We start from the raw sequence: 25,639 nt of genomic DNA, 5'->3' as shown, positions 1-25,639 counted from the left end.
TTACGATTCGTCAACAATCTCATTGCGTAACAGGCCAACACCGGAGATATCCACCTCCACCACGTCGCCCGGCTTCATCCATAGCGGCGGTTCGCGCTTGGCCCCCACCCCACCCGGCGTCCCGGTCAGGATGACATCGCCCGGCGACAGCGGCGTGAAGGTGGAGAGGTAGGCGACGATCACCGGCAGCGGGAAGATCAGGTCGGCCAGCGGCGCCTGCTGCACCACCTCGCCATTCAGGCGGGTGGTGAGCGTGACAGAAGGCAGGTCCGCGATCTCGTCCGGCGTCACCAGCCAGGGGCCCAGGCCACCCGTGGCGGGGAAGTTCTTACCCGGCGTGAATTGCTGGGTATGCCACTGCCAGTCGCGCACCGAGGCGTCGTTGGCGCAGGTGAAGCCGGCGATATGGGCCATAGCGTCGGCCTCATCGATATGGCGCCCGCCCTTGCCGATCACGATGGCCAATTCGCCTTCGAAATCCAGACTGGTGGAGACGCGGGGTCGGATGATGGGGCCGCCATGTTGGGTCAGCGTGTCGGCGAAGCGGGTGAAGATCGACGGATGGCCCACCTTGGCGCGGCCCGTCTCCTGGCGGTGCTCCTCGTAATTGTGGCCAACGCAGAATATCTTGCCCGGATTGGGAATTGTCGGCAGCAGCGTGACGGCATCAAACGCCAGCGACGGGGAGTCACGGCCGACCAGATCGGCCAGCAGGCCGTTGGCGATAGCGGATTTCAGGTCGGGTGCAGTGGCACCGGCCACGGCACCCAGATCCAGGACCTGCTGGTCGCGGACCAGGCCATAGCTGTCCCGGCCCTGATGGCGGAAGCTGATCAGTTTCATGTCGGATGGTTTCCAGCGATAGGGGAAAGGGTCACGCCACCAGCGGGCGATAATGGAAATTGCGTTCGGCTTCGGCCAGGGCGGCCACGTCCTTGTCGGAGATGCCCCACTGATCGATGCGGTTCTGCGGCCAGGTCCAGTCTTCGGGGGCGCCGACATGGTAATCGTCGGGCACGATCTCCACAGCGGTGGAGAATTCCACCACGGCGCCGAACGGGGCGACGAAATAGGCAAAGGCATTGTCGCCCGGCCCGTGTCGACCCGGCCCCCAGGCCGGCACCAGGCCACTGTCGCGCAGCCGTCCGATGCCGCGCATCACGGCGTCCAGATCGTTCATTTCAAAGGCGATATGGTTCAGCGAGCTGTGGCCCGCCCGCGCGAATGCCACCGAATGGTGGGAATTGTTGCAGCGGACGAAGACCATGCCCTTGGTGCGGTCCGACACGCGGAAGCCCAGCACCTGTTCAGCGGCACGGGCCGTCGCCTCGGCATCGGTGGCGTTCATGACGACATGGGTCAGCTTCACCGGCAGGTCACGGCCGTCGATGGGCGCGACCTCGGCGGCACCGTACAGGAGGCGGAACACCTCCCCCTCCGGCAACTGCACAAGGATGCCCTGGCCACCACCGGGATCGGTCGAGACCGTATCCTGTACCGGCCAGCCGGCGGCACGGGCGCGGGTGGCGATACCGGCCACGCTGGCTTCATCGCTGACAAAGGTCGTGCAGCGGATGGAGGGGCCATCGGCTTCGGTCAATGCCACCAGATAGGGGAAAGGACCGGACCCGCGCAGATAGCGCGTGCCGTCCACCTCGGTCTCCGCCGGGGCCAGCCCCCAGATGCTGGTCAGGAAATCGGCCGCCGCGTCGGCGCCGGCCAGGTTCAGTTCGATGCTGCGCAGACGCATCACATCCTCCTTCAAGCCGGCGGCAGGCCGGGATCGGCCACCAGCCCCGCCGCATTCACCCCGGCAACGGCGCAGGTCTCATCGGCATCCCCGGTGTCACCGCTGATGCCGACAGCGCCGATCAGCGCGCCGGCCCCATCCCGGATCAGCACGCCTCCCGGCGAGGGCGCCATGGCCCCGCCGCTGATGGCGAACAGGGCGTTGTAGAAGGTGGGGGCGGCATTGGCCCGGCGCGCCAGCTCGCGGCTGCCATAGCCCATGCCCAGGGCGCCAGTGGCCTTGGCGATGGCGATCTGCGGGCGCATCAGGCTGGCGCCATCCTCGCGCTTCAAAGCCACCAGATGCGCACCGGCATCCAGCACGGCGACGCAGAGCGGGGCGAAACCCTGGCGGCGGGCCTCGGCCAGGGCAGCATCAACGATGGTGCCGGCGGCGGCAAGGGTCAGGCTGAACATGCGATCCTCTCCGGTTGCAGGTGAAGTTTGGCGGTCAGTTCATCGACCAGGGCAGCCAGGGCCGCGTCATCCACGGCAATGCCAAACAGATAGGCATCCGGGCGCAGCAGGATCGAGGCGCCGGAGCCCAGCCCATGCCGGTCGAACCAAGCGGCCAGCATGCCGGTATCATCCAACAGGTCGCGACCGATCATCAGCGATTTCACGCCCAGGGCCGGCGGCAACGCCGTGGCGGTCGCATCGGCGCCGCGCAACAGCACCCAGCCACCGCCTGTCACATCATCCAGCAACCGGCGCTGGCCTTGCGCATCCGTCACCATAGGCTGGATAAAGCGCTCCCCGCCGCCGGCGCCGACCACGCCGGCCCGATAGGGCGGGATCAGATCGGCGGCCGTAGCACCCGACAGTACCGCCCGGCGCCGCATCTCCGCGTCACGCTCCGCCGCCAGGGCGGGGTCCAGCTCACAGATATAACGCCCTGCCGCCACAGCGGCCCCGATCACGGCGCGCACATGCGGATCGCGTTCCGGCTGATAGGTTTCCAGCAGGGCGGGCGCGGCCAAACCCTTCAGCACCAGTTCCAGTTTCCATGCCAGATTGGCCACATCACGCAGCCCGTGGCACATGCCCTGGCCGAAGAAGGGCGGGGTCTGGTGGGCGGCATCACCGGCCAGGAACACCCGGCCCGCCTGCCAGTCGAATGCCACCAGTCCATGGAAGCGATAGGTAGCCGCCCGCACCAGCCGATGCGGGGCGGTATCCACCCAGGGGCCGATCAGGCCGGCCACCTGCGTCGGCCCCATCATCTCCCGGTCATCCTCACCGGACAGCAGCATGAATTCCCAGCGGCGATGATTGCCACGCCCCGGCACTATGGTGGCCGGACGTTTGGGATCGCACAGCATGACCGACAGGCGCTGCAGGTCCGCCTCATCCGGCACACCGGTGAAGGGCGGGAAATGGATGGGGCCATCCACCTCCGCGTCCACCACCAGCCACGGTTCCTCGAAATCCAGATCATCCAGCCGCAGGTCCAGCGCCTTGCGCACGCTGCTGCGCGCACCGTCGCAGGCGATGACATAGCGGGCCTGCGCCTGCCCGCCATCGGCCAGACGCAGGGTGACATGGTCGTCTCCCTGCACCAGCCCGACCAGTTCAGCGCCTAAGAGCAGATCGACATGCGGATAGGCTTCCAGTGCGTCGCGCAGGCTGGCTTCCAGTTCCGGCTGATAGAAGAAATAGTCATTGGCCCAGCCGAAGGGCCGTGCCCGGCCGGCGGTGCCCAGATAGCGGATGGCCCCGCCATCGGCGCCGATATGCAGGTGCCCGTCTGTTTCGCGCATCAAGGGCAGCAGCCGGTCGATCAGGCCGATACCCTGGAAGATACGCATCATCTCATGGTCGATATGGACGGCGCGCGGCAGCGGGTGGGGGTCCGGCTCGCGCTCCAGCACCAGAACCGACAATCCGGCCCGGCCCAGCAGGTTGGCAGCCGTGGCGCCAACGGGACCGCAGCCGACAATGGCGACATCATGGATCATGGCTGCCTTGCTTGTCCCTTCGGGAAAGAAAGGGCCGGCACTGCCCTGGATAGGCATATGCCGGCCCCAGGGAGGATCAGAACTTCACGCGGAAGGTGCCGCCCATGTAGCGCGACGCTTCCTTGGAGGTGAAGTAGAGGATGTTGCCGGGATTGGCGGCATTGGTCAGGATGTTGTCGCGCTGCATGCCGACGGCGAAATTCTTGTCCGTGAGGTTGCGGACATAGAGCGTCAGCTGATAGCGGTCATCCTGCGACAGCACACCGAACGACAGGTCCACCGTGCTATAACCGCCCTGCTCCAGCCCCTCATCCTGTTCCAGCGAGAAGGTGACGGCGCTCTGGCTGTTGAACCCGACCTGGGCGAAACCGTTCCAGTCGGCCGCGATCTCATCCTCGTAGCGGACATTGATATTGCCGCGCCAGCGCGGGGCGTTGGGCAGATCGCCGCCACGCACATTCTGGACCGTACCATTGCCCAGGCGGAAGCAGGTATTGGCCGGCTCCGCCGCCCCCGTGGCCAACGTGACGGGCGTGGCCTGGGCCGGCAGGGCACAGGCGATGCGATCGGCATCGAACGTGGCGTCCAGGAAGGTGACGCCGCCATTGATGCTCAACGCCGATGACGCCCGCGCCTGGAACTCCAGCTCCGCCCCCTTGGAGACGGAATTGCCGGCATTAGTGGGCACCGACACGTTGGGCGCGATGGTCGATTGGACCTGCAAATCCTGATATTTGGCATAGAACAGAGCACTGTTCAGGATCAGGCGGCCATCCAGAGCCTGCTGCTTCCAGCCCAGTTCATAGGAATTCACCGTTTCCGGGCGCACCGGCGTCTGTCCGGCGAAATTCGCCGTCAGTTCAACGTCATAGCCCTGCCCCTTATAGCCGCGCGACCAGGTGAAATAGGTCTGCGCATCACGGTCGATCTCATATTTAAGGCCAGCCTTGCCCGACAGGTCATTGTCCGACACCTTGCCCGACCCGGTGGAGGCCGCGAACAGCAGCCGGTCGCCGGCATAAGGTGCCGTACCGGTGCGGGTACCGCTATAGGACACGGTTTCCCGCTGCAACCGGAAGCCGGCAAAGGCGGACAGCGCGTCGGTCAAATCATACTCGATCTGGCCGAAGGCGGCGTAATTGTCCGTCTTGGTATTGGCGACATGGCTCGCGGACGAGAAGAAGGAGGTGGCGCAGGGCTGGCCGAACGCCGTCCCCGGCGTCACGCAGCCGCCGACGCGACGGGTGAAGGCGCGATCCAGGTCCAGATTGAAATAGAACAGGCCCAGCGTATAGGACAGCGGCCCGGTATCGGCAGAGGCCAACCGCAGTTCCTGGGTGAACTGATTGATATCGGCCGTGCCGCCATTGACCCCGAAATAGCCATTGCCGAATGGCAGATAGAGCGGCGTGGCGGTATTGAAACCATCCACGTCAACATTGTTCTCCAGCGTCCAGTTGCGCAAGGCGGTGACCGAAATGATCGTGTGGTCACCCAGATCCAGGTTCGCCTCGATCGAGCCGCCGGCCTGTTCGGAATTGGAGAAGGTGCGCGTGTCGCCGCTGGTGACGCTGCGATTGTCCGACGACGCCACGACGGGCGCGCGCACCCCGGCCAGGACACTATTGGTGGTCAGGTATGGGATGGGTTGGCAGCAATCGCTGTCGCTGTCGCGCAGGTCGGCAGTGAACAGGATGTTCAGATCATCCGTCGCATGCCATTCCACCTTGCCGCGCACACCGACATCGCGGCCGCCATAGACATGCTCGCCACGGCCATGATCATACACATAGCCGCGATTGTCGGTGTAATAGCCGGTCAGCCGGGCACCCACCGTTTCGCTCAGCGGGCCGGAAACTGACGCCCGGGCCCGGTACTCACCCTGTTCGGCGATCCCGACCTCGGCCACGCCCTCAAAGTCACGCGAGGGGCGCTTGGTGACGATGTTGATGACGCCGGCAGTGGCGTTCTTGCCGAACAGCGTACCTTGAGGGCCGCGCAGCACCTCCACCCGCTCCACATCGATCAGATCCTGGAAGCCCTGGCCCTGGCGAGACATGACGACGCCGTCCACTACGAAGGACACCGCCGATTCCAGGCCGGCATTGAACAGGGCCGTGCCGACACCGCGGATGCGGACATTGTTGTTCAGGTCGCTGGTCGACTGGGTATAGGTCAGCGACGGCACCAGCGCTGCTACACCGGCCGTGCTGTTGACCTGGGACTGGGCCAGGGCATCGGCGGACAGGGCGCTGACGGCCAGCGGCACGTCTTGCAGGCGCTCGGCTCGTTTCTGCGCCGTCACCACGATCTCCTCCAGGACGAAGCTTTCCTCGGCCTGCTGGGCGTGGGCCGGCAGGGTGGCGGCAACCAGCATGGTGGTGGCCAGCAGATAACACCGGTGGCGGGGCTTGAACGTCATTCTTGATCCTCCCTTCACAACATGGCCGGTGCGGCAATCGGCCGGACCGGAAACTGTTTTGACAAGGAAGTGCCGCTCCCCAGCATCAATGTCCAATGATGAAAAGTGCGATCGTACCAAACTTTACTTATGACTGAACCTGTCATCGACCGGTCGGGAGGGCCTGACAAAACGCATCATAAATAATATTCACACACACGATAGTGAATGTTGACAGCTGACAGACCTTGCCCCATCCTCCCCTGGCACGCTGGCGATAACGACCGGCGGTCATATGGGAGAACGCTTCACATGAGGGCCAAGCTGCTCGCGTCCGCTTGCGCGGTCGCGCTGATCACCATTTCGACCCAGGCGATGGCGCAGGAAGCATCATCCACGCGCAAGCCTGCCGCGCAGGAAGATACGCTGCAGGAAATCATCGTCACCGCCACCCGCCGCGCCCAGAATATCAGTGAGGTGCCGCTATCCATCACCGCCTTCTCGCAGGAAGACCTGAATATCAAGGGCGTGGTCGGGTATGAGGGGCTGGCGCGGGAAACGCCGGGCGTCGTGTTGAACCGGCCCAGCGCCAATTTCAACAATTTCACGGCGCGCGGCATTGCCACCAATGGCTATGGCGCCAACCTGCAAAGCACGGTGGCCGTCTATATCGACGAACTGCCCATCTCCACCATCGGCAACACCACGGTGCTGGACCCGACCCTGTTCGATGTGGAACGGGTGGAATTCCTGCGCGGGCCGCAGGGCACGCTGTTTGGCTCCGGCTCTCTGTCGGGCGCTATGCGCATCCTGACCAGGAGCCCGGATCTGCGGAAATTCGATGCCGCCGGCCAGGTGGATTTCGGCCTGACCGGGTCCGACAGCCTGCGCCAGCGCTATAACCTGATGCTGAACACGCCCCTGGTGGAGGATGAACTGGCGCTGCGCGTGGTCGGCTTCTACCGGCATGAGGAAGGCTATCTCGACAATGTCGGCACCGGCACCCACAATTCTAACACGCTGGAAAGCTGGGGTGGGCGCTCTATCCTGCAATGGAAGCCGTCGGAAGACCTGTCGATACGCTTCCTGGCCTCGCGTGAGGAAAGCAATCCCCGCGACAGTTCGCTGACCAGCCCATCGTTGGGCAAGGAAAAGCGGATTTCCGACCGACCCGACCTCTATTCCGGCGTGCTGACCACCTATAACGCCACACTGGAATACCAGTTCGACGGCGCCAAGCTGACCAGTTCATCGACATATTCCACCTTCGACCAGAAATTCCACGTCGATCTGGCCGGGACCTTCAATCAGGCCATCGCCTTCGGCCTGGATGCCAATGGCTATCAGGACACGTTCGTGGAGGAGGTGCGGCTGGCGTCCGATCCCGGTGGCGATTGGGATTGGACCATCGGCGGCTTCTATCTGGATCGCCGGCACGACGTGGATTATTTCTACCGCTCTTCACCGGCCTTCCTGGCGGCACGCCGCATCACCGGCCTGCCGGATGAATATTACCAGCGCCAGTATGTCCACACGATCTCGCATGAACTGGCGGGGTTCGGTGAGCTGACCTATCACGTCAACGAGAAATTCTGGCTGACCGGTGGCCTGCGCTATGGCCGGCTGGACGCGCAGGGCTTCACCGAGGGCGGGTACAATTCCGCCTATCTGACCTATGCCCTGACCGGGCAGTCCGGGCCGCTGGCCATGGTGCCCATCCCCGCCGCCACCGGCGTGAAGGCCAAGGGCTCCAAGCCTTCCTACAAGGTCAGCGCCTCCTACAGGGCCAGCGAGGCCATTACCACCTATGCCAGCGTCTCCACCGGCTTCCGGGCCCCCGTGGTCAATGCCTATGCCGGGCGACCCAGTGTGGTGAATGCCAATGACCTGATCATCCCCTATGGCGCCAGTTCCGACGATCTGACCAATTATGAGCTGGGGCTGAAGGGCCGCTGGCTGAACGGCAAGTTGACGGCACATCTGGCCGCCTATTATATCGACTGGAAGAACATCCAGGTCCAGGCCAACCGCACGTCGGACAGCGTGCAGTTCGCCACCAATATCGGGGCTGCGCGCAGCAAGGGCATTGAGTTTGAAATCGCCGCCGTACCGGCCACGGGCCTGACCATCGGCCTGAACGGTTCCCTGAACGATGCCAAGGTGACGAAGCTGACCGACGCGGAAGCCGCGATCTCCGGTGCGGTGAAGGGTGCGCGCCTGTCATCGCCGCATTTCCAGGGGTCGGTCTTCGCCCAGTACTGGGTCAATCTGGCGCCGGAGCTGGATGGCTTCGCCACCGCCAACTGGCAGCATGTCGGCTCCTTCCCCAGCTCCTTCCCGCGCGTGCCGGGCCAGCCCAACAACATGCTGCCCACCTATGGCCATACCGACAGCTACAGCAACGTCAATGCCAGCTTCGGGGTGACCAAGGGGAACTGGACAGCCACCGCCTATGTGGAGAACCTGTTCGACGATCATTCGATCACCTACATCCACCCGGAAGCCTTCCTGGCCAGCCGCTTCGGCACGATGCGGCCGCGCACGGTGGGTGTGCGCGTCGGCTATGAGTATTAAGCGATGAAGGCCGCCCCTTCCCCCCTGAACAGTCCGGCGGCCCACCCGCCGCCGGACGCCCGCGCCTGGTATGTGCTGGGTGCCCTCTGCTTCGTTTATGTGCTGAATTTCCTGGACCGACAGCTGCTGTCGATCCTGGCCAAGCCCATCCAGGATGATCTGGGCGTCACCGATGGGCAGTTGGGTCTGATAAGCGGGCTGTATTTCGCGCTGTTCTACTGCACCATTTCCATCCCCGTGGCCTGGCTGGCCGACCGGGCGAACCGGGTGAAGGTGCTGTCCATCGCCTGTGCGCTGTGGAGTGCGGCGACCGTGGCCTGCGGCCTGTCCGCCACATATCCGCAACTGGTCGCCGCCCGCATGGCCGTGGGGGTGGGAGAGGCCGGGGGTGTTCCCCCCTCCTACGCCATCATCACCGACTATTTCTCACCGGGCCGCCGGGGCACCGCACTGGGCCTGTTCAATCTGGGACCGCCGCTGGGTCAGGCGATGGGCGTGGCGTTTGGGGCCTCCATCGCCGCCGCCTATAGCTGGCGCAGTGCCTTCGTGGTGCTGGGCGCGGTGGGCATCGTCGCGGCGGCCGTGGTCTGGGCCACCATCCGGGAGCCCAAGCGCGGCGGGCTGGATCAGCCGGCGGCGGGTGCAGCACCAGCCCCGATGGAAAAGGCCGGGTTCATGGAAACCGTGTCCATGTTCTTCCGCCGCAAAGATTTGCTGCTGCTGTCGCTGGCCTGTGGGGCCACGCAGTTTGTCACCTATGCGGTGATGAATTTCACAGTCCTGTTCCTGATGCGGGAAAAGGGGATGAGCCTGGGTGAAGTGGCGCTCTATTACGCGCTGCTGATCGGGGTGGGTATCAGCCTGGGCATGTATGCGTCGGGCCGCCTGATCGACCGGTACTCTGTGCGCTACCGGCAGGCCTATGCCCTGATCCCCGCCGTGGGTCTGGTGGGGGCGGTGCCGTTCTTCGCGGGCTTCGTCTGGGCCCCGGGCTGGGAACTGGCGCTCTTGTTCCTGATCGGGCCGACCTTCTTCAACTATTTCTACCTGTCGCCCGCCGTGGCCCTGGTGCAGGAGGCGGTGCGTCCCAATCAGCGGGTGATGTCGGGCGCCCTGCTGCTGCTGGTCATGAACATGATCGGGCTGGGATTGGGCCCGACATATCTGGGTGCCGCCAGCGACTATTTCCGGGCCACCAACCCCGACAATTCCCTGCAATTGGCCTTTTACACCCTGATCCCCTTCTATTTCCTGGCGATCGGCATGTTCCTGGTGCTGGCGCGGGTGCTGAAGGGCGTTGCAAACCGGAACGGAGGCCGCTGATGCGCCTTTCCCTTCGCCTGGGCGTCTGTGCGGCGGCCACCTTTCTGTCCTTGACCGCGATGGCGCAGGACAATCCCACCATCACCGCCCCGGCAGGCGCCGTTGCCGGCCGCGCCAAGGACGGGGTGAATGTCTTCAAGGGCATCCCCTATGCCCAGCCGCCCGTGGGCGACCGGCGCTGGAAGGCGCCGGAACCGCTGCCCGCCTGGACAGGGGTGCGCGATGCGGGTGAGGCGGGCCGCGCCTGTGTGCAGCCGCGCCCGCGTCTGGCCAGTATCTACGCCAACCCGCCCAAGGAGATGGGGGAGGATTGCCTGTCCCTGAACATCTGGGCACCGGAAGGGGCGAAGAATGCCCCTGTCCTGGTCTGGATCCATGGCGGGTCGCTGACCGGCGGCTACGGGCATGAGGAGATGTATGATGGATCGGCCTTGGCCACACAGGGGCTGGTTGTCGTCTCCATCAATTACCGGCTGGGCATCCTGGGCTATCTGGCGCATCCGGGGTTGAGTGCGGAGAATCCCGAGGGAATTTCCGGCAATTACGGCCTGCTGGACCAGATCGCGTCCCTGCGCTGGGTCCGCGACAATATCGGGGCCTTTGGCGGCGCTGCCGGCAATGTTACCGTGGCGGGGGAGTCCGCCGGCGCCCTGTCGGTCATGTATCTGATGGCCGCGCCCCAGGCCAGGGGCCTGTTCGGCAAGGCCATAGCGCAAAGCGCCTATATGATCTCCACGCCCGACCTGAAACAGCCCCGCAACGGGGAATTCGCGGCGGAGGCGATCGGCACCTATGTGGCCGGCAAGGTCGGCGCCGCCGATATCGCCGCCTTGCGCGCCATGGACCCGGAAACCCTGACGGCGGAAGCGGTGAAGGCCGGCTACATCCCCTTCGGCACCGTCGATGGCAAGGTGCTGCCGGCCCAGCTGGTCGAGATTTTCGACAAGGGGCAGCAGGCACCGGTACCCATCCTGACCGGATTCAACAGCGGGGAAATCCGCTCCCTGCGTTTCCTGCTGCCACCCAAGCCCGCCGATGCAGCCGCCTATGAGGCAATGATCCGCGAACGCTATGGCGATCTGGCCGATCTGTTCCTGCGGCTCTATCCAGCCAGCAATGTGGAGGAAAGCATGCTGGCCACCACGCGTGACGCGCTCTATGGCTGGACGTCGGAACGGCTGGTCCGCAACCAGACGGCCCTGGGGCAGAGTGCCTATCTCTATATTTTCGACCATGGCTATCCGGCGGCGGACGAACATGGCTTGCACGCCTTCCATGCCGCCGAAATCCCCTATGTGTTCGGCACAGCCGACCGCACCCCGCCGCTCTGGCCCAAAGTGCCGGACAATGCCGCCGAACGCCGGCTGTCGGCCGCCATGAACAGTTACTGGGCCAGCTTTGCCCGCGATGGGTCGCCAGTGGCGGATGGACAGCCCGCATGGCCGGTCTTCGGCAGGCAAGAAGGTTACATGGCCTTCGCCGGCACGCCCAAGCCGGGCATGCGGGTGCGCCCCGGCATGTTCGCCCTGCATGAAACCGCCGTCTGCCGCCGCCGGGCGGCGGGCACCCTGGCCTGGAACTGGAATACCGGCGTCGCCTCGCCCGTGCTGCCGCCCAAGGGGAATGTCTGCTGATGCTGGACGGAACCATGCAGGATTTCCCCCTGACGCTGGACCAGTTCCTGCGCCATGCCGCCAAATGGCACCCCGATGCCCAGCTGGTGACGGCGCGCGAGGGCGGGCAACCGGACCGCGTCGGCTATGCGGCGCTGATGGATCGCAGCCTGGCCGTCTCCGCCATCCTGGCAGACCTTGGGGTGCGACGGGGCGAAAGGGTCGCTACCCTGGCCTGGAACAGCCAGGGCCATGTGGAGGCCTGGTATGCCATCATGGGCATGGGCGCGGTCTGCCACACCCTGAATCCCCGCCTGACGCCGGAACAGCTGGCCACGATGCTGTTGCAATCGCAGGCCCGCATTCTGGTGGCCAGCGCCGACCTGATACCGCTGGCCCGTCAGGTCGCCGCACGGGCACCCGGCATCGCCCGCGTTTTGATCATCGACGGGCCAGCCCCGGCCGACTGGCCGCTGGCCACCGCGCTGGAACCGTTGATCGACGGCGCACCGCGTGATGCCCAGTGGGGTTGCTTTGCCGAAACGGCACCCTCAGGCCTCTGCTTCACGTCGGGCACGACCGGCGCGCCCAAGGGCGTGACCTATACTCACCGGTCCAGCTTCCTGCATACGCTGAAGCTGTTGCAGACCGATGTCATGGCCCTGTCGGGCCGCGACAGCGTGCTGGTCGCCGTGCCCATGTTCCATGCCAATGCCTGGGGTCTGCCTTTTGCCGTGCCAGCGGTGGGCGGGCGGCTGGTGCTGCCGGGGCGCCATACGGACGGCACCAGCCTTGCTCACCTGATTGCATCCGAAGGGGTCACGGTGGGCGTGGGCGTGCCCACCGTCTGGCTGGGGCTGGTGGAACATCTGGACGCGACCGGCGGGGAACTGCCCAGCCTGGAGCGGGTCATCGTCGGCGGGTCTCCCCTGCCCCCGGCCCTGATGGAGCGGATCGAGCGGCGGCTGGGCGTCATCGTGCAGACCAGTTGGGGCATGACCGAACTGTCGCCATCGGGCACCGTCGCCCCCGCCAATGACCCGGTACGCGACGCCGCGCTGTCTGGCCGGCCGTCGGTGGGGGTCGACCTGCTGCTGACCGACGCGGACGGCGTGCCCCTGCCACAGCAGCGGGAGGTGGAGGGACATCTGCGAGTGCGCGGGGCCGCCGTCATCGATCGTTATTTCGGGCAGGACCAGCCCGCCACCGACAAGGCCGGCTGGTTCCCCACAGGCGACCTGGCGCGGATTGATGCGGCCGGCAATCTGATGATCACCGGTCGGGCCAAGGATCTGATCAAATCGGGCGGCGAGTGGATCAACCCAGCGGAGATCGAGGCGCTGGTGGGGGCCCTGCCGGAGGTGTCGCTGGTCGCCGTCATCGGCCGAACCCATCCGAAATGGGGGGAGCGCCCGGTTCTGCTGGTGGAAACATGCGACATGATCGACGATGCCGGCCTGCTGGCGCCGTTGAACGGCAAGGTGGCTCCTTGGTGGATGCCGGACGCGATCATCCGGCTGGACGCGATGCCGCTTGCAGCAACCGGCAAGATCGACAAAATCCGCTTGCGGATTCAACATGGTGGCGGTTGAAATGGGATGTGGTGACGCGGGCAGACCGGTCAGGAATGGAAAGATGAATTGGTGTCCGAGCAGGTGAAACCCCGTCGACGCTCCACCAAGGCCGAGCAGCGGGCCGAGAAGATGGAGCAAATCCTCGACGAGGCCGAGTATCTTTTCTCCAAGCACGGTCTCTACGGTGTCACGCTGAAGGACGTGGCGCAGCGGGTGGGCGTGCACCACACGCTGCTGAATTATTATTTCGAGGACAAGAAGAAGCTGTTCGATGCCGTCTTCGCCCGCCGCGCCGCCGTCACCAGCGAGCGGCGGATGCGCGCATTGGACGAGTATGAGGCAGCAAGCGGCGGCAAGCCCACGGTGGAGGGCGCGCTGCACGCCTTCCTGGATACCGACCTTGACCTCTATATCGAAGGCGGGGAAGCCTGGAAGAATTACGCGGCCCTGGGCGCCCAGGTGGCCAACACACCCGAATGGGGGGCGGAGTTGATGGACCAGCATTTCGATCCCGTCGTGCTGCGGCTGATCGACCTGCTGAAGAAGGCCCTGCCCGACCGGGCGGAAGAGGACATCTTCTGGGGATATCACTTCGTCACCGGGGCCCTGCTGCTGACCCTGGCCCGCACCGGGCGCATCGACAAACTGTCGGGCGGCCTGTGCAAATCCGATGATTTCACCGCCGTGAAGGCCCGCATGGCCGCCTTCATGGCCGCCGGCTTCAAGGAAGTCTGCAAGGTGCGGGAGGGGTCGTAACCCCTCCCGCACCGCGCTTCAGCGCGATACCGCCATCACCGGTTGGCGCCACCCGGCGGCAGTCAGTTCCCGTTCGGCCTGCATGAAGCCATAGGCGGGCACGATCTCGCCCGTCCGATCCGTGACCTCGGCCAGGCGGTCCACCACCTGCGCCCCCACTTCCGGCCCGCTGCCGATATAGCAGCCCTGGGTCAGGGTGATGTTGGCCGCCGCGAAATTGCCGCCGCCGGCACACAGGATGGTGCGCGTCGGCGCATCGTCGCCGACCAGCGGCAGCAGGGCCGGGCTGACCAGCGACGGGTGCAGCCGCTCCAGACTGTCGCCGGAGAGTACACCGTCCGTCATCTGCGTGGCCGCCGTGGGCGCCAGGCAATTGACGCGGATATCATACTTCTCCCCCTCAATCCCCAGCGTCTGCATCAGGCCGACCAGCGCCATCTTGGCGGCGCCATAATTGGCCTGCCCGAAATTGCCGTAAAGGCCGGAGGAGGAAGTGGTCAGGACGATGCGGCCATGGCGCTGGTTGCGCATGATCTCCCACACCGCCTTGGTGCAGATCACGGCCCCCATCAGATGCACATCCAGAACGATGCGGAAATCATCTAGCCCCATCTTGGCGAAGCTCTTATCGCGCAGAATGCCGGCATTGTTGACCAGGATGTCGATGCGACCCCATTCGCCCATGGTGCGCGACACCATGGCGGCCACCGCGGCCTCATCCGTCACGGAACCAGCGATAGCCATGGCATCGCCACCCGCCACCGCGATCTCCACCACCACCTTGTCGGCTGCTTCCTGGCTGAGGTCATTCACCACAACCTTGGCGCCCTGCCGCGCCAGGAACAAGGCATGCTGCCGGCCCAAGCCGCCACCCGCCCCCGTGACAATCGCGATCCGTCCCTTCAACGCCATGTTCCAGCGCTCCCCTCTGATTTTTCGAAGCGCCTGTATAGCGGATATATTATTCACTCTCAAGATAGTGAGTTATAAAATGCCGCATTTCGGCGGTGACTTACCTTCCGATCTACAGCCAAATCCAGCAGCGGCGTGCCGTTACGGCGCGCAAATGCGCGTCAGCGACGCGATTTCCAGCGGAACAGCAACCGGCCCAGCGGCGCCAGCATCGCCCCCAGAAGCAGGACGGCAACCACCTGGACGGCGATCAACAGCGGCGCATCCAGATCGTCATGGATCATCCGTTCCCCGAACAAGGCCATGCCGCCGCCGGCGATCAGCAGCAGGCCCATCATCCGGACGGGCGCCACGGGTGCTGCACGGCGCATGTCGGCGGCCAGGAACAAAGCGGACCCGATGCTGATCACGGGGAAGCACCAGGGGCAGAACAGATGCATCAGGGCCGGCATCTCCTGCGTGGTCATATCGGGCTTGCCGCTTTCCCACAGGACCAGCCCCCAGAAGGCGATGGCCGGCAGCCAGACCAGCCTTTCCCATCCCCGCCGCCCCGGCACGGAAAAGGAAATGGCAGCGAACCCGGCCAGCAGCGCGGTGAGCAGCGCCAGCCCCTGCTCGGTCAGCCAGGCCGGGCTTACTATTACGCTGGCAAGGTCGCTGCGCACGCCATGCCAGGTGGTGGCCAGCACCATCAGCGCGATGGACAACAAGGCCCAGCGGGCCAGCCGCAGCGCAGGGGGCGGCAGGCGTCGGGCGGGCGCGGCTTGCGCGCTCAACAGGTCGATCAGATGGGCCGTATCAGCCATGGTCTGCATCCTTTCCCAACAATTGCCGCAAGCCCGCGATACCGCGATGCACGGCCACCTTCAATGCGCCGATGCTGACGCCGCTGGCCATGGACGCCTCCTTCAGGCTCATGCCCCGCACCTTCAGCATGTCGATGGCCAGCCGCTGCCGCTCCGGCAACTGCGACAGAAGCGGCCCAAGCGCCAGCGCCGGCGACGCATCGGCCACCGGCTGGGCTACGGTCTCGGCCAGATCCTCATCGAAATCCGTCTCCACCGCCCGACGGCGATAATGGCGGCGCAGCGCATCGGCCAGCCGGTTGCGGGCGATGGTGCCCAGCCAGGGGCCAACGGGCCGGCCCGGTTGATAGGTGGCCAGCGCCTGATGCAGGGCCAGCAGCGAATCCTGCACAAAATCCTCCAGATCGGCGGCGCGCACCAGCCGGCCACGCCCGACCGCGCGGATCAGCGGTACGGCAGCGTGCAGGAAGGCGGTGTAGGCGGCCCGATCCCCGTCCTGCGCCGCGGCCAGCAGCAGGCCAAGATCGCCCTCCCCCACCTCCGCTGCCCGCATCGCTAAGCCCATTGGCAAGGCGTTACTTGGCCGGCTTGTCGGGCTTGGCGGCGCCGTTGGCTTCCAAGAAGGCCTTGAACTTCCCGGCATCCAGGAAATAGAGGTCGAGGCATTCATCGAACTTGTCCGGGTCCTTGATACGCTTGCAGAGGCGTTCCGCCTCTTCGTTCGCCGCCTGCTTCTCCGCCTTCTCCGCCGCAGTCATCGACGGGGCGCCGGCCTGCTGAGCCACAGCCGGCGGCAGGAGGGCAAGAAACAGGACCAGCAGCAGGCCGGTGCGTTGGGTGCAGCGCATGGGTCACCTCGGGACAGGGGTGAAGCGGGACAATCGAAGGCGCCGCAAGGCGGCATCCAGTGACAGAAGGCCGGGACCGGACAGGAACAGGGCCAACCCGACCATGATCCACGGAATCTGCTCCGCCGCAATGGCGATACCGCTTTCCATGCCCTGCGGCGTGCGACCGATGACCAGGAACAAGGTGGCCGCCATCACGGCCAGACCTGCAGCCCCCACCCGCCCCGCCAGCCCCAACAGCAATGACAGGCCCAGGACGATCTCAGCCCCCGTGGTCAGGGGGGCCGCCGCCATGGCCGGCAGAAAGGGGACGGGGTGCACTTCCGTGAACAGGAACTCCTGGCTGTCCCAGGTGAGAACACGGTGCCAGCCCGCCGTCAGGAACGGCCATGCCAGCCACCAGCGCCCAAAGGCCAGCAGCAGGGCGGACGCCCATCTCGCGGGGGCCGCGACACGCATGGTGGGACCGGGATCGCTCAGAAAATGCAGCAACGGGCGAATCATGGCGTCACATCATCGGTTGCGGCGGCGATCAGCCCATGGCCGAACAGCAGCGCCAGAAGGGGGGAAAGTCTCTCCGGATCGGCCAGGACATCCGCGGCCTCCAGCAGGGTCGCCCCATCAATCAGGGCCTGAACGAAGGCACTGGCATCGGGCGGCAGCAGCGTGACCGCGACCAGCAGGTCGCTCCCCCGCCAGATCAGCGCCACAGCCGCACCGTCGCCTAAAGGCAAGGGTGGCGCGACGGGCTTGATATCCGGTCGCCCGTCGAGCCAGGCGGACAGCACGGCCGCCACACCATGAACCAAACCCGCCGACGGCACAGGCGGCAGGCGCAGGGCGGCCAAGGCATCGGGCGGTAGAGCCGCCATTACCTGCGCCGACATCGGCTCGGCATCGGCAGCGAAATAGGCTGCGTGCGCGGCCCAGTCGGCAGCGGCCAGCACAGGCAAATCATCCGGCAGGTCGCCGCCGAACCCTTCACCATAATCAGCCAGCACGGCCGGTCGCGGCGGATGGGCACGCAGGTGACGACGGGCGATGTCGGCGAAGCTTTCCGGTCCCAGGCGCATCTCCAGGCTGGGATAGGCCTGGGCCAGCACCGCCGTCAGCGCCGCTGTTACTGTGGCCGTATGGATATAGAGCGCCTTGTCCACCGGCACCGATGCCGGTGCTAGGTGCGCCAGCGTCTGCGCGAAGCCGTTGGGATCACCGTAACAGGCGGCCAGCATCGATTGCTGCAATTCCATCAGCATGACGTCGCCTCCCGTATCGCATCGGCCCTGGCGGCCTGAGCCAGCAGCAAAGGCAGCGGCGGCAGGGCCGTGTCCCATTCCACCAGGGTCGGGCGCGGGCCGAAGCGGCGCATGGCGATGTCATACAGCGCCCAAACGGGATCGGGCACGGCGCTGCCATGATCGTCGATCAGCAGCCTCGCCCCGTCGATCTCCACGGTCGCATGCCCCGCCAGATGTATCTCCCCCACTGCATCAGCGGGAAACCGCGACAGAAGCGACAGGGCATCACGCCCCCGGTTGCGGGCGCTGACATACAGATTGTTCAGGTCCAGCAGCAGGCCACAGCCGGTGCGGGCGACAAGGGCGCCCAGGAACTCCCCCTCATCCATCTGATCCATCTGGAAGCGCAGATAGAGGGAGGGGTTTTCCACCAGCAGCCGTCGACCCAGCGCCTCCTGCACCCGATCCACATTGCGGCAGACGATGTCGAGCGTCTGCGCCGTCAGCGGCAGGGGCAGCAGATCCGGCACATGGGTACCGACCATCCCGGTCCAGGCCAGATGGTCGGAAACCAGTGCCGGTTCGAACCGGTCGTAAAGGGCACGCAGGCGGGCCAGATGATCCCCATCCACCCCGTCGGCGGCACCCAGGGACAGGGCCACCGAATGGAAGGAGACCGGGTAGTCCCGGCGCAGCCGTTCCAGCTGCGCCAGGCGCGGCCCGCCTGCGACCAGGTAATTTTCCGCATGCACCTCCAGCCACCCCGCCGGCTGGGGCGCCGTCAGGAAATCCGGCACATGCGCGTGCCGGAGCCCGATTCCGGCCGCAGCCGGGACGGGTTGGGACCGGAAGGTGGAAGGAGGGCGCATGCGGACGTGGCCTTACTTCTTGGTCGCCATCATGGCGGGGTTGGCGCCCTCATAGGCGGTCAGGCTGCCCTTGGCGGCTTCGCAGGCCTCCTTGGTCATCGCCTTGAAGTCCTGACCGCTGTAATCGACCTTGGACTGGGTGGCGCAGGAATGGCCGGCGGCCTTGTTGGCGCAGTCATTCTCGCCGGCCTTGGCCACGCCATAGCAATGGACCTTCTCACCCTCAGCGGCATTGGCCGGGGCGGCGATGGCGGCCAGGGACAGGGCACCGGCAACGGCGGCACCGAGGGTCAGGACGGAAATGCGCGTATTCATGGGTGCGGTTCCTTAACAGGGCAAGGTTATGGGCGCCTCTATCGGCCCCACCGGGAACGGCGGGTCGCCGTCGTCCGTACCCTGTCATTCGCCGCACGCAGGGGAAGGTTACACCCCTGTGCGAAAAAATTTTCAGCGGTCCGCCGGGATCATGCCTGAACCGGCCAACCTTCATCCTGCAGGATGTTCAGCTGTCGAAATTGCGCTTCCGTGACCCTCATGATCAAACATCCGGCGTCAAGATCGATGTGGTGCCGGGGCACTGCCCGTAGATTCTCATGGTTGCTGCCGGCATCGCCTGATGCGACGACCACATAGCTGACGCGGCCCGTGTCACATTCGATCAGTGCTTCAACCGCTTTGCCCAGCGCGATGCCGTTCACGTCCCGGACCGGGGTGCCAGCAATACCGGTCGCCGTCAGCAAGGTCGGGGCTGCTGATCGGCGACTGGCCGCGATTGCGGATTTTCCACCCTCCTCATAAGCGCGTTTACGCCCCAGCCAACGCCAGACGCCGACAATGTTGACGGTCGCCAGAAACAGATTCGTCCACAAAAGATTGGCTTGGCCAGACGTGAAGCCGACGGCGGCCCAGCAGACGGAGCCCAAGGCGAACATGACAAAACCCCAACCCGTCATCCGCACACCCAGATTGGCAGCGGTCATCATCGCGGCGATCATGGTGGCCGCCGGGGCCAGCAGGCCGGCAATCGCTGCAAGGTCCATCACCCCTCCCATCCCGTGCGCTAACTGTCAGGCAAACAGGCCGGCATCGATATCCACACGACCCTCGATCGCACTGACCAGCAGTTCCGCCGCCAGGCTGCTGAACGTAATGCCGTTCCCGCCAAAGGCCAGAATGGCCATGACGTTGGGCTTGCCACCCACCCGCCGGATGGTCGGCAAGCCGCTGGGCGTCGATCCGAAATTCCCACACCAGGCATAGTCCGCCCTGGTATCAAGCGCCGGAAGCAAGGCTTTCAGCTTCTCCTGCAACTGCGCGACCTTGGCCGGCAGAAGCGCGTCCCGCAACGCTTCATCCTGGAAATCCTCGTCCTCGCCGCCACAGATGACCCGGCCATCCGGCAAGGTCCGCACATAGAGGTAGGGGTCGGATGCTTCCCAGATCAGGCATTGGTCGGGCCAGAGCTTGCGGGGCTGTGGCCGCGTGGCGATAGCCCAGGTGGAACTGATCCTGTGCTTCGTCCGGCGGACCCCTTTTGGCAGTTCATAGCCCGTGGCATAGATCGCCGTGCCGGCATGGAGCTTCGGCCCCTCCTTCGTCGTGACCACCACCCCGCCACCCCGGCTCTCAAGGCTGGCGACGGTGATGGGGGAGAAAATGGCCACCCCGCGCCGCTGCGCATCCAACAGGAAACCCGCCGCCAGCTGCAGCGGGTTGGCGGTGAAATTGCCGAAAGACAGCAATCCCGCCGCCCGGTCGAGCCCATAGCGCGAACGCAGATCGGTGCGATCCAGATACTCGGTATGCAGGCCCGCACGGTTGCGCAACGCCGCCTCCTCCCGCAACTGGCCGGCATTGAGCACCGTCCCCGCCAGATAAAGCGAGGACCGGCGTTCCAGCCCGCACTGAATGTTCAGCGCGCCGACCTTGTCGGCCAGCGTTTCCAGGGCCAGCCTGGTCCTCTGCCAGGCCCGTATTGCCGGTTCCAGGCCGATCTTCTTCCTGAGCTTCAGGATCGGCAGATCGACCTCATGCTGCAACAGGGCCGTGGTGACCGCTGTCGATCCCGACAGTGGCGCACGGCGGTCCAGCAACACGACCTTATGGCCCCGGGTGGCCAGGGCCTGCGCCGTGATCGCCGCACTGATCCCGGCACCGATCAGAATAATGTCGGTCGTCACGTCCCGGTCCAGTGATGTAGTTTGGATCCGGGGAACCGTGCTGTCCATCCATATGGACCGCCCGGTCCACAGATCCTTTGGCTGCGTCAGCATCGCATGTCCAGGTCAGGCCAGGGTGCGGATATCGGGCTCCCGCGCCCAATGGCGGGTTTTGGCGGCTTCAACGAAGCCGTTACCGATAGGTTGCACACCGGCGTCCGGCACGATACCGGCCTTGTCGAGAAGCGGTTTCGCCGCCGGACTGAAACCGATGGCCTTCAGATGTCCGAACGCATCCATCAACCATTGGATGGCCGCCCCCTCCTTCAGTAAGGCCTTGGTTCCCTGTGCCGACAAGACAACAGCGACGGCGTCGAAAATCGGTGACGGGGCGCCGAACAGCAGATGGTCCGCCTTGCGGACCGTGCCATCGGACAGCTTGGCACCACCGATCCGGGGCGCCACGATGACGGCTTTTGCGCCGGCTTCGGTGACCGCCTTGACCAGCGTCGCCAGTTCATCGGCGTCGCTGCCATCATGGATAAGGATGCCGACCGCGCGGCCTTCCAGGGTCGGCTTCATGTTCATATGGATCGACAAGGCAGGCGATGGTTCCATGTCAACCGGGGGCCGCGCCGCCTTGGCCACCGGCGGCACGGGCACACCCAGGCCGGCGGCGACCCGCTTGGCCAAGTCCTCATCGACATTGCGCAAATTGGCCAGCATCCGGCCCGGCACCTGCGCCAACCCCACCTTCGACAGCTCGAACACGAAGGAGGATGCGATATGCGCCTGTTCCTCCGGCGTCTGGGATATCCAGAACAGCCTTGCCTGGCTGTAATGGTCGGCGAACAGCTCGGCACGCACCCGCGGCTTGTCCCCCTGCGCGTCCGCCAGCGTATCGGCAACGGTGGTAAAGCCCTTGGCCGGACATTCGCGCGGCCCCGCCTCCTCCCCATGCTGGGCAAGGCTGTTGGGCTCGTAATTGGCACGTCCGCGCGGCACATGCATCTGCATCTGGCCGTCACGCTGGAAATTCTGGAACGGGCATTTGGGGGCGTTGATCGGCAACTGGTGGAAATTGGCCGTCCCCAGGCGGGATTTCTGCGTATCCAGGTAGGAGAACAGGCGGCCCTGCAGAAGCGGGTCCTCGCTGAAATCGATGCCGGGAGGGACATTGGCCGGGCAAAAGGCCACCTGCTCCGTCTCCGCGAAGAAATTGTCGGGGTTGCGGTCCAGCACCATGCGCCCGACCTTGCGGATGGGCAGAACCTCCTCCGGGATCAGCTTGGTCGCGTCCAGCACGTCGTAAGGCTGGGCATCGGCGAAGGCCTGATCGAAGACCTGGATACCCAGCTCCCATTCCGGGAAATCGCCGGCATCAATGGCTTCGTAGAGGTCGCGGCGGTGATAGTCGTTATCGGCGGATTGCAGCTTCACCGCCTCGTCCCAAACGGTCGATTGCAGGCCCAGCTTGGGCTTCCAGTGGAACTTGACGAAGCTGGACTTTCCCTTGGCATTGACCAGCCGGAACGTATGGACCCCGAACCCCTCAATCATGCGCAGGGAACGCGGGATGGTCCGGTCAGACATGGCCCACATCAGCATGTGGGTCGTCTCCGGCATCAGCGAGGCGAAGTCCCAGAACGTGTCATGCGCCGAACCCGCCTGGGGATAGGCCTTGTCCGCCTCCATCTTTACCGCATGCACCAGGTCGGGAAACTTGATGGCGTCCTGGATGAAGAAAACCGGGATATTGTTGCCGACAAGGTCCCAGTTGCCCTCCTTTGTATAGAATTTCACAGCAAAGCCGCGCACGTCGCGCGGCGTGTCCACCGACCCGGCACCGCCGGCGACGGTGGAGAAGCGGGTGAAGAGGGGTGTCTTTTCCCCGGCCCGCTGGAAAATATCGGCTTTGGTGAGGTCGGGCAGCGATTCATACAGCTCGAAATAGCCATGGGCGGCGGAGCCACGGGCATGGACGATACGCTCGGGAATGCGCTCATGGTCGAAATGGAAGATCTTCTCCCGCAGGATGAAATCTTCCAGCAGGGTTGGCCCCCGGGTCCCTGACTTCAGGCTGTTCTGATTGTCGGCGACCGGGATGCCCTGATTGGTGGTCAGGCGCGCCTGCGCATCCGTGCTGGATTTGGGCAATGTCTGGTGGGTCTCACCGCCGGCACCCTTATGGGTGGCGAACCGCGTGGCTTCATCCATGAGAGCATTCCTTCCTGATAGGCTTATCCCGGATAACGGCGGGATGGCCGTGGAGTTCCGGTGAATTGTCCCGAACCTGCGCCGGGCCAGCCGACTGGTGCACGGGCTGTCTCTCGAAGGGGCCTGGACCACCCGGTCCGGCGATGACACCACGGCTTGTGACGGGACTTGACATAAACCATCAATTCGATATTTATAGAATCATGGAATCAAAACAAGCCATCGACGCCTTTGCGGCCCTTGCCCAGGAAACACGGCTCGCCATCTTCCGCCTGCTGGTGCAGCGGGGACCGAACGGCCTGCATGCCAGTGAGATCGCCACCCAGGTCGGCGTGCCCGCCTCTACGCTTTCCCATCATCTGGGCATTCTGGACCGCGCGGGCCTGCTGCGGTCCTGGCGGGTGCAGCGGCAGATATTCTACGCCACCGATTACGAGGGCACGCGCCGGCTGATCGCCTTCCTGATGGAGGATTGCTGCCAGGGTCGGCCGGAGATTTGCGGTGACATCCAGCCCGTGGCCTGCTGCGACAATGGCGCCGGTTGACCCCATCGACCTTGCCGGAAGGAGACATCATGTCCGAGCGCGTTTTCAATGTACTGTTCCTCTGCACCCACAATTCCGCCCGCAGCGTCATGGCCGAATGCATCCTGAACAAGGAAGGCAACGGCCGTTTCCATGCCTACAGCGCTGGCAGCCAGCCGTCGGGCCGCATCAACCCCTATGTGAAGGACCTGCTGACGCATCTCGGCCACGATCTTTCGGGCGTTCGCTCCAAGACCTGGGACGAGTTCGCCGCACCGGATGCGCCGCAGATGGATTTCATCTTTACGGTCTGCGACAACGCGGCTGGCGAGGTCTGTCCGGTGTGGCCCGGCCATCCGATGACGGCGCATTGGGGCTTTCCCGACCCGTCATCGGCCACGGGCAACGATGCGGAGAAGGCGGCCTTCACCGCCGATGTCTATCGCCAGATCCAGCGCCGACTGCAATTGTTCATGAGCCTGCCGCTGACCTCGCTCGACAAGCTGGCGCTGAAACGCAAGCTGGCGGAGATGGCGCAGCAGGGAGCCATGGCGTGACCGAGATCACCATCTATCACAACCCCGCCTGCGGCACCTCGCGCAACACACTGGCCATGATCCGCAACAGCGGCGTGGAACCCGTGGTCATTGAGTATCTGAAGACCCCGCCGTCACGCGACACCCTGGTCGGGCTGATCGCCCGCATGGGCGTGCCCGTGCGTGATGTGCTGCGCGAGAAGGGTACGTCCTATGCCGATCTGGGGCTGGATGACCCGACCATGTCGGACGATGCGCTGCTGGATGCCATGATCGCACATCCGATCCTGATCAACCGGCCCATCGTGGTCACGCCGCTGGGCGTGCGGCTGTGCCGGCCGTCCGAACAGGTGCTGGACATCCTGCCCGATGCACAGAAGGCCGCCTTTGCCAAGGAGGATGGTGAGCCCGTCATCGACGCGGCCGGCAACCGGCTGCGCTGACACCCTCCTCCCCCTGCCTGCCCCAAGGTGCTCCGCCGTGACACAAGCCACCCGCCGCCTCTCCTTCCTGGACCGCTATCTGACCTTATGGATCTTCGCCGCCATGGCACTGGGCGTGGCGCTGGGAAGCTTGTTCGAGGGGCTGCCGGCCGCACTCGACCGGCTGTCGGTGGGCACCACCAACATTCCCATCGCTATCGGTCTGATCTTGATGATGTATCCGCCCCTGGCCAAGGTCCAGTACGAGGAATTGCATCAGGTATTTGCAGACAAGCGCATCCTGGCCCTGTCCTTGGTCCAGAACTGGATCATCGGGCCGGTGCTGATGTTCGTGCTGGCGGTGATTTTTCTGCATGACCAGCCGGACTACATGACGGGCCTGATCCTGATCGGGCTGGCGCGCTGTATCGCCATGGTGCTGGTCTGGAACCAGCTCGCCTGCGGGTCGAACCAGTATGTGGCCGGGCTGGTGGCCTTCAACTCCATCTTCCAGATCCTGTTTTTCAGCCTCTATGCCTGGTTCTTCCTCGGTTTCCTGCCGCCGCTTCTGGGGCTAGAGGGCAGCGTCATTGATGTCTCCTTCTGGACCATCGCGGAGGCGGTGCTGATCTATCTGGGCATTCCCTTCCTGGCCGGCTTCCTGACCCGAAAGATCCTGATCAAGGCCAAGGGGGAGAACTGGTACGAAAGCCGTTTCCTGCCCCGCATCTCCCCCATCACCCTGGCCGCATTGCTGTTCACCATTGTCGCCATGTTCAGCCTGAAGGGTGGCGATGTGGTGCGTCTGCCACTGGACGCGCTTTCCATCGCCGTGCCCCTGACCCTCTATTTCTTCATCATGTTCCTGGTCAGCTTCTTCATGGGCCGGCTGATCGACGCCGATTATCCCCGCGCCACGTCGGTCGCCTTTACGGCGGCGGGTAATAATTTCGAGTTGGCCATCGCGGTGGCCATCGCCGCCTTCGGGCTGGCCTCCCCCGTAGCCTTCGCCGCTGTCATCGGCCCGCTGGTGGAGGTGCCGGTGCTGATCCTGATGGTACAACTGGCCCTGTGGCTAGGCCGACGCTGGTATCCGGCCACAGCACCGGCCAAGGGGTGAA

Annotated in this window: 25 protein-coding genes; 9 read left to right on the top strand and 16 right to left on the bottom strand. The window is 64.9% G+C overall.

Translation table 11 applies throughout. The features are described 5' to 3' along the window. The 5 genes from AC1Q7F_RS20480 to AC1Q7F_RS20460 all read right to left on the bottom strand — a co-directional run bounded on the left by AC1Q7F_RS20480 (window position 1) and on the right by AC1Q7F_RS20460 (window position 6,168). On the bottom strand, window positions 1-843 hold the full coding sequence (locus tag AC1Q7F_RS20480; protein ID WP_492510308.1) for a fumarylacetoacetate hydrolase family protein: 843 nt from the start codon (window positions 841-843) through the stop codon (window positions 1-3). Between the two features lie 31 nt (window positions 844-874). Then, window positions 875-1,750 (bottom strand): VOC family protein, encoded by an 876-nt coding sequence (locus AC1Q7F_RS20475; protein WP_492510306.1) that lies wholly within the window; start codon window positions 1,748-1,750, stop codon window positions 875-877. 11 nt (window positions 1,751-1,761) lie between these two features. Further along, window positions 1,762-2,205, bottom strand: a complete 444-nt coding sequence (locus AC1Q7F_RS20470) for a GlcG/HbpS family heme-binding protein (RefSeq protein WP_492510304.1) — start codon at window positions 2,203-2,205, stop codon at window positions 1,762-1,764. Next, window positions 2,193-3,746, bottom strand: coding sequence for a bifunctional 3-(3-hydroxy-phenyl)propionate/3-hydroxycinnamic acid hydroxylase (locus tag AC1Q7F_RS20465; protein ID WP_492510302.1), 1,554 nt, complete (start codon window positions 3,744-3,746; stop codon window positions 2,193-2,195). Before AC1Q7F_RS20465 ends, AC1Q7F_RS20470 begins: the two co-directional genes overlap by 13 nt. A gap of 76 nt (window positions 3,747-3,822) precedes the next feature. Next, window positions 3,823-6,168: a TonB-dependent receptor gene (locus AC1Q7F_RS20460; protein ID WP_492510300.1), complete on the bottom strand. Its 2,346-nt coding sequence runs from the start codon at window positions 6,166-6,168 to the stop codon at window positions 3,823-3,825. 291 nt (window positions 6,169-6,459) lie between these two features. Here AC1Q7F_RS20460 and AC1Q7F_RS20455 point away from each other — a divergent pair, with 291 nt between their 5' ends. From AC1Q7F_RS20455 to AC1Q7F_RS20435, 5 genes are read left to right on the top strand one after another with little or no spacing between them, the layout of a single operon-like run. Continuing rightward, window positions 6,460-8,721, top strand: coding sequence for a TonB-dependent receptor (locus tag AC1Q7F_RS20455; RefSeq protein WP_492510298.1), 2,262 nt, complete (start codon window positions 6,460-6,462; stop codon window positions 8,719-8,721). Window positions 8,722-8,724: 3 nt separating this feature from the next. Beyond that, window positions 8,725-10,044, top strand: coding sequence for a spinster family MFS transporter (locus tag AC1Q7F_RS20450; protein ID WP_492510296.1), 1,320 nt, complete (start codon window positions 8,725-8,727; stop codon window positions 10,042-10,044). Further along, a complete protein-coding gene (locus tag AC1Q7F_RS20445) occupies window positions 10,044-11,678 on the top strand; it encodes a carboxylesterase/lipase family protein (protein ID WP_492510294.1) in 1,635 nt (544 codons plus the stop codon). The genes AC1Q7F_RS20450 and AC1Q7F_RS20445 overlap by 1 nt, the downstream gene beginning before the upstream one ends. Then, window positions 11,678-13,249 carry an AMP-binding protein gene (locus tag AC1Q7F_RS20440; RefSeq protein ID WP_492510292.1) on the top strand — a complete coding sequence of 524 codons (1,572 nt, stop codon included), beginning with the start codon at window positions 11,678-11,680 and terminating at the stop codon, window positions 13,247-13,249. The genes AC1Q7F_RS20445 and AC1Q7F_RS20440 overlap by 1 nt, the downstream gene beginning before the upstream one ends. A gap of 51 nt (window positions 13,250-13,300) precedes the next feature. Beyond that, a complete protein-coding gene (locus AC1Q7F_RS20435) occupies window positions 13,301-13,987 on the top strand; it encodes a TetR/AcrR family transcriptional regulator (RefSeq protein ID WP_492510290.1) in 687 nt (228 codons plus the stop codon). A gap of 18 nt (window positions 13,988-14,005) precedes the next feature. Here AC1Q7F_RS20435 and AC1Q7F_RS20430 read toward each other — a convergent pair whose 3' ends face one another. From AC1Q7F_RS20430 to AC1Q7F_RS20380, 11 genes are all read right to left on the bottom strand, one after another. After that, the gene (locus AC1Q7F_RS20430; RefSeq protein ID WP_492510288.1) at window positions 14,006-14,899 is read right to left on the bottom strand and encodes an SDR family NAD(P)-dependent oxidoreductase; all 894 of its coding nucleotides are present in this window, start codon (window positions 14,897-14,899) and stop codon (window positions 14,006-14,008) included. A 161-nt stretch (window positions 14,900-15,060) separates the two neighbouring features. Next, the gene (locus AC1Q7F_RS20425) at window positions 15,061-15,705 is read right to left on the bottom strand and encodes an NrsF family protein (protein WP_492510286.1); all 645 of its coding nucleotides are present in this window, start codon (window positions 15,703-15,705) and stop codon (window positions 15,061-15,063) included. Beyond that, window positions 15,698-16,258 carry a sigma-70 family RNA polymerase sigma factor gene (locus AC1Q7F_RS20420; protein WP_492510284.1) on the bottom strand — a complete coding sequence of 187 codons (561 nt, stop codon included), beginning with the start codon at window positions 16,256-16,258 and terminating at the stop codon, window positions 15,698-15,700. The genes AC1Q7F_RS20425 and AC1Q7F_RS20420 overlap by 8 nt, the downstream gene beginning before the upstream one ends. A gap of 22 nt (window positions 16,259-16,280) precedes the next feature. Beyond that, the gene (locus tag AC1Q7F_RS20415) at window positions 16,281-16,553 is read right to left on the bottom strand and encodes a hypothetical protein (RefSeq protein ID WP_492510282.1); all 273 of its coding nucleotides are present in this window, start codon (window positions 16,551-16,553) and stop codon (window positions 16,281-16,283) included. A gap of 3 nt (window positions 16,554-16,556) precedes the next feature. Further along, entirely contained in the window at window positions 16,557-17,057 is a 501-nt protein-coding gene (locus AC1Q7F_RS20410; RefSeq protein ID WP_492510280.1) for a DoxX family protein, read from the bottom strand. Further along, window positions 17,054-17,809, bottom strand: coding sequence for an HvfC/BufC family peptide modification chaperone (locus AC1Q7F_RS20405; RefSeq protein WP_492510278.1), 756 nt, complete (start codon window positions 17,807-17,809; stop codon window positions 17,054-17,056). Before AC1Q7F_RS20405 ends, AC1Q7F_RS20410 begins: the two co-directional genes overlap by 4 nt. Beyond that, window positions 17,803-18,660 carry an MNIO family bufferin maturase gene (gene bufB / locus AC1Q7F_RS20400; protein WP_492510276.1) on the bottom strand — a complete coding sequence of 286 codons (858 nt, stop codon included), beginning with the start codon at window positions 18,658-18,660 and terminating at the stop codon, window positions 17,803-17,805. The genes AC1Q7F_RS20405 and bufB overlap by 7 nt, the downstream gene beginning before the upstream one ends. A gap of 12 nt (window positions 18,661-18,672) precedes the next feature. Beyond that, window positions 18,673-18,975 (bottom strand): BufA1 family periplasmic bufferin-type metallophore, encoded by a 303-nt coding sequence (locus AC1Q7F_RS20395; RefSeq protein ID WP_492510274.1) that lies wholly within the window; start codon window positions 18,973-18,975, stop codon window positions 18,673-18,675. 149 nt (window positions 18,976-19,124) lie between these two features. Then, a complete protein-coding gene (locus AC1Q7F_RS20390; RefSeq protein WP_492510272.1) occupies window positions 19,125-19,700 on the bottom strand; it encodes a PRC-barrel domain-containing protein in 576 nt (191 codons plus the stop codon). Between the two features lie 27 nt (window positions 19,701-19,727). Further along, on the bottom strand, window positions 19,728-20,840 hold the full coding sequence (locus AC1Q7F_RS20385) for an NAD(P)/FAD-dependent oxidoreductase (protein WP_492510270.1): 1,113 nt from the start codon (window positions 20,838-20,840) through the stop codon (window positions 19,728-19,730). Window positions 20,841-20,945: 105 nt separating this feature from the next. Further along, window positions 20,946-23,036, bottom strand: coding sequence for a catalase (locus tag AC1Q7F_RS20380; RefSeq protein WP_492510268.1), 2,091 nt, complete (start codon window positions 23,034-23,036; stop codon window positions 20,946-20,948). Window positions 23,037-23,239: 203 nt separating this feature from the next. Here AC1Q7F_RS20380 and AC1Q7F_RS20375 point away from each other — a divergent pair, with 203 nt between their 5' ends. The 4 genes from AC1Q7F_RS20375 to arsB are packed head-to-tail and all read left to right on the top strand — an operon-like array spanning window position 23,240 to window position 25,638. Continuing rightward, window positions 23,240-23,581, top strand: a complete 342-nt coding sequence (locus AC1Q7F_RS20375; protein ID WP_492510266.1) for an ArsR/SmtB family transcription factor — start codon at window positions 23,240-23,242, stop codon at window positions 23,579-23,581. Window positions 23,582-23,610: 29 nt separating this feature from the next. Beyond that, window positions 23,611-24,117, top strand: coding sequence for an arsenate reductase ArsC (locus AC1Q7F_RS20370; protein WP_492510264.1), 507 nt, complete (start codon window positions 23,611-23,613; stop codon window positions 24,115-24,117). Further along, on the top strand, window positions 24,114-24,539 hold the full coding sequence (gene arsC / locus AC1Q7F_RS20365) for an arsenate reductase (glutaredoxin) (RefSeq protein WP_492510262.1): 426 nt from the start codon (window positions 24,114-24,116) through the stop codon (window positions 24,537-24,539). Before AC1Q7F_RS20370 ends, arsC begins: the two co-directional genes overlap by 4 nt. Before the next feature lie 37 nt (window positions 24,540-24,576). After that, a complete protein-coding gene (gene arsB / locus AC1Q7F_RS20360) occupies window positions 24,577-25,638 on the top strand; it encodes an ACR3 family arsenite efflux transporter (protein WP_492510260.1) in 1,062 nt (353 codons plus the stop codon). Window position 25,639 lies beyond the last annotated feature (1 nt).

It is taken from the genome of Niveispirillum sp. GW835-FHT14G11 (genome assembly GCF_058793615.1).
Note: the sequence above shows the minus strand (reverse complement) of the source record. Positions and strands in the feature narration are given on the sequence as shown.

Excerpts from the sequence above, each read along its gene's own strand:
- AC1Q7F_RS20480 (WP_492510308.1), bottom strand. The coding sequence starts at position 843 with ATGAAACTGATCAGCTTCCGCCATCAGGGCCGGGACAGCTATGGCCTG.
- AC1Q7F_RS20475 (WP_492510306.1), bottom strand. The coding sequence starts at position 1,750 with ATGCGTCTGCGCAGCATCGAACTGAACCTGGCCGGCGCCGACGCGGCG.
- AC1Q7F_RS20470 (WP_492510304.1), bottom strand. The coding sequence starts at position 2,205 with ATGTTCAGCCTGACCCTTGCCGCCGCCGGCACCATCGTTGATGCTGCC.
- AC1Q7F_RS20465 (WP_492510302.1), bottom strand. The coding sequence starts at position 3,746 with ATGATCCATGATGTCGCCATTGTCGGCTGCGGTCCCGTTGGCGCCACG.
- AC1Q7F_RS20460 (WP_492510300.1), bottom strand. The coding sequence starts at position 6,168 with ATGACGTTCAAGCCCCGCCACCGGTGTTATCTGCTGGCCACCACCATG.
- AC1Q7F_RS20455 (WP_492510298.1), top strand. The coding sequence starts at position 6,460 with ATGAGGGCCAAGCTGCTCGCGTCCGCTTGCGCGGTCGCGCTGATCACC.
- AC1Q7F_RS20450 (WP_492510296.1), top strand. The coding sequence starts at position 8,725 with ATGAAGGCCGCCCCTTCCCCCCTGAACAGTCCGGCGGCCCACCCGCCG.
- AC1Q7F_RS20445 (WP_492510294.1), top strand. The coding sequence starts at position 10,044 with ATGCGCCTTTCCCTTCGCCTGGGCGTCTGTGCGGCGGCCACCTTTCTG.
- AC1Q7F_RS20440 (WP_492510292.1), top strand. The coding sequence starts at position 11,678 with ATGCTGGACGGAACCATGCAGGATTTCCCCCTGACGCTGGACCAGTTC.
- AC1Q7F_RS20430 (WP_492510288.1), bottom strand. The coding sequence starts at position 14,899 with ATGGCGTTGAAGGGACGGATCGCGATTGTCACGGGGGCGGGTGGCGGC.
- AC1Q7F_RS20425 (WP_492510286.1), bottom strand. The coding sequence starts at position 15,705 with ATGGCTGATACGGCCCATCTGATCGACCTGTTGAGCGCGCAAGCCGCG.
- AC1Q7F_RS20420 (WP_492510284.1), bottom strand. The coding sequence starts at position 16,258 with ATGCGGGCAGCGGAGGTGGGGGAGGGCGATCTTGGCCTGCTGCTGGCC.
- AC1Q7F_RS20415 (WP_492510282.1), bottom strand. The coding sequence starts at position 16,553 with ATGCGCTGCACCCAACGCACCGGCCTGCTGCTGGTCCTGTTTCTTGCC.
- AC1Q7F_RS20410 (WP_492510280.1), bottom strand. The coding sequence starts at position 17,057 with ATGATTCGCCCGTTGCTGCATTTTCTGAGCGATCCCGGTCCCACCATG.
- AC1Q7F_RS20405 (WP_492510278.1), bottom strand. The coding sequence starts at position 17,809 with ATGCTGATGGAATTGCAGCAATCGATGCTGGCCGCCTGTTACGGTGAT.
- bufB (WP_492510276.1), bottom strand. The coding sequence starts at position 18,660 with ATGCGCCCTCCTTCCACCTTCCGGTCCCAACCCGTCCCGGCTGCGGCC.
- AC1Q7F_RS20395 (WP_492510274.1), bottom strand. The coding sequence starts at position 18,975 with ATGAATACGCGCATTTCCGTCCTGACCCTCGGTGCCGCCGTTGCCGGT.
- AC1Q7F_RS20390 (WP_492510272.1), bottom strand. The coding sequence starts at position 19,700 with ATGGACCTTGCAGCGATTGCCGGCCTGCTGGCCCCGGCGGCCACCATG.
- AC1Q7F_RS20380 (WP_492510268.1), bottom strand. The coding sequence starts at position 23,036 with ATGGATGAAGCCACGCGGTTCGCCACCCATAAGGGTGCCGGCGGTGAG.
- AC1Q7F_RS20375 (WP_492510266.1), top strand. The coding sequence starts at position 23,240 with ATGGAATCAAAACAAGCCATCGACGCCTTTGCGGCCCTTGCCCAGGAA.
- AC1Q7F_RS20370 (WP_492510264.1), top strand. The coding sequence starts at position 23,611 with ATGTCCGAGCGCGTTTTCAATGTACTGTTCCTCTGCACCCACAATTCC.